Below are 2491 nucleotides of genomic sequence, written 5' to 3' on the forward strand. Positions count from 1 at the left end.
TCCTCGTCGTACCTCTTCGCCATGATGCGAACAACCTTCCCTCGAAAGAAGGTGTGCATCAAACCCGGGGTGGTTCACATTGCCCGAGTTGGCGATGCCGGTGTTGATGTGGCCGGTGTTGAACCAGCCGGTGTTGGTGTCGCCCGCGTTGACGTCACCGGTGTTGAAACTTCCGGTGTTGAAGCCGCCGGTGTTGTAGTGGCCGGTGTTTGCCAGGCCGGTGTTGAAATTGCCGAGGTTGAACAACCCGGTACTGGCGATCCCCGAATTACCGACGCCGGTGTTGTAGCTGCCTGAGTTGAAGACCCCGAAGTTCCCGGTCCCCGAATTGAAAAACCCGACATTGCCGGTCCCCGAATTGAACAACCCAATGTTGCCCGTGCCGGAGTTGAGACCCCCGATACCGGTCAGATTGTTACCGGTGAGCCCGATCCCCCAGTTGTTGTTACCCGTGTTGCCGAACCCGATATTGCCCAGACCGGAGTTGGCGACGCCCCGGTTGCCGCTGCCACTGTTGGCTAAGCCGACATTGCCAAGACCAGACAGACCGGCCGCCAAACCTGAGTTGGCCACTCCAACGTTGTCGGATCCGATGTTGCCGAAGCCGATATTTCCGACGCCGCTGTTGGCGGCACCCAGATTCCCCATACCGACATTGGCTGCACCCAAGTTGAATTGGCCGACATTGCCCAAGCCGAGGTTGTGATTGCCGATCTGCGCCAACCCCACGTTTAGGATCAACGACCGCGCCTCACTGAATGCCGGCAACGCGGACACCGCCGCAGAGGCGCCCGCGTGATAGCCCACCATCGCGGCCACATCCGTTGCCCACATCAACTCATAGGCGGCCTCAACAGCTGCGATCGCCGGGGTGTTCTGGCCGAAAATGTTCGATAACGCCAACGCGGTCAGCTCAAATCGGTTGGCCGCGACCACCGCCGGATTCACCGTCGCCGCCAACGCCGCCTCGAAAATCCCCACCAACACCCGCGCCTGAGCCCCCGCCGCATCGGCCGCGACCGCCGCTGCGTTCAACCATCCCGCGTACGGTGCCGCCGCGGCCGCCATGGCCGCCGCCGACGGACCCTGCCAAGCGCCACCCACCAGCCCCGCTGTCACCGCTTCTAATGAGGCAGCTGCCGACCCCAAATCCGCGGCCAACCCTTCCCAAGCCAACGCCGCGGTCAGCAACGACTCGGTGCCCGCACCGCTGTACATCAACGAGGAGTTGATTTCGGGCGGAAGTACCTGGAAATTCACCGCGCCAACCTCTCGCGGCTGACAATCGGCAGCGTTGCACTAAGCCGCTGGTGCCTTGCGCAATCTGCACCCCACATCCATTCGTAGCGCGGTCCGACAATCACCGATGTGAGTTGACAATTGCACCGCGACCGGCTACCCGGCGATCGGCCTCGCCCTCGTCTTTTCGCGGCCAGCAGTGTCAGCACGGCTTTACTGACGACGAACGGCCTGCGACGGCGGGCATCTCAATGAAGGGCTTAATGAAGGTCCTAGCGGAGGTCCTAATGGAGGTAATGAAGGTTCAATGTCAGCAGCGTCGGAGGCTGAGCATTGTTGAGGATCAGCACCGAACTTTGGCTTTGCGCATCGTCAAACGGGAAGCCGTAGGCGAGGTGCTCGAGGCTGTAGATGTGGAGGAAATGTGCCCATTCGTTCCACCGCTCCCCCGTCGGATAGTAGGAGGCGACGTTGGCCCATTGTTCCGGCGTGTTCGCCACACCTCGGTTGAACGCGGCATTTAGCTGGGTGAGAAACGCCCCCTGGAGGTCAATGCCAACGAATGTGCCATTGGAGGCGAAGATTTCCGCCGTGGTTGGCCGCGCCATGACGTACGAGGTGGTAGTGCCCCCGGTCGGGGTCAGGTCGTACAGGAACTGGCTTCCGACGACGTGGCCTGTCACCGTGTAGTTGCCGCCGTCGTAGTGGAACTCGTTGGTCGCATAGTGCGTCCAGAAGCTATCGATCGACGGGTCAAGCCAACTCGCCAGGACTCCCGGCGTGGCGGTCCGCGGCGCAATGATTCGTATCGGGTTGCCGCTGGTGTCGTAGATGATCTCTTGGTGGAATTCGGGTGCGGTCGTATTCGTGAACAGTTCGTAGAATTCGGCCCGCGTCATAGTCATGCCACGGGTTTGATCGAAGCCGCTGGAGGTTTGCGTCAGCGTGAATTCGTACGGGAACCCGAACTGGTCCACCAGGGAGGTGTTGCCGCCGAAATGGACAACGTTGTACTTGTATGCCAGCTCAAACCAGTCGTAGACCGTGCTGTAGTTCGGATCGAGAGTATTGATCGGGTCAGGGCCCGCATAGCCCGTGTCGGTGGGGTTGATGGCGATATAGAGCGGCTCCTTAATCGACATCCATATCCGGGCGCCTTGGAATTCGGGCGGGATCTGGAAGTTGTGCGCGTCGGCGAGAGTGAATGACATGTTGGGGTAATTCACTCCCCCCTTCGTGAGGTGGCCCGGGG

2 protein-coding genes are annotated in these 2491 nt (G+C 60.7%); both read right to left on the reverse strand.

Annotated features, from left to right (window positions below):
• Positions 1 to 1260, reverse strand: a 1260-nt coding sequence (locus tag BST27_RS30050; protein ID WP_139805477.1) for a PPE family protein, incomplete at its 3' end; no start/stop codon positions are given.
• 263 nt (positions 1261 to 1523) lie between these two features.
• The coding region (locus BST27_RS30055; RefSeq protein ID WP_083148805.1) for a beta-1,3-glucanase family protein at positions 1524 to 2491 on the reverse strand (968 nt) is incomplete at its 5' end.

The organism is Mycobacterium intermedium (genome assembly GCF_002086275.1).
Taxonomy (GTDB): Bacteria; Actinomycetota; Actinomycetes; order Mycobacteriales; family Mycobacteriaceae; genus Mycobacterium; species Mycobacterium intermedium.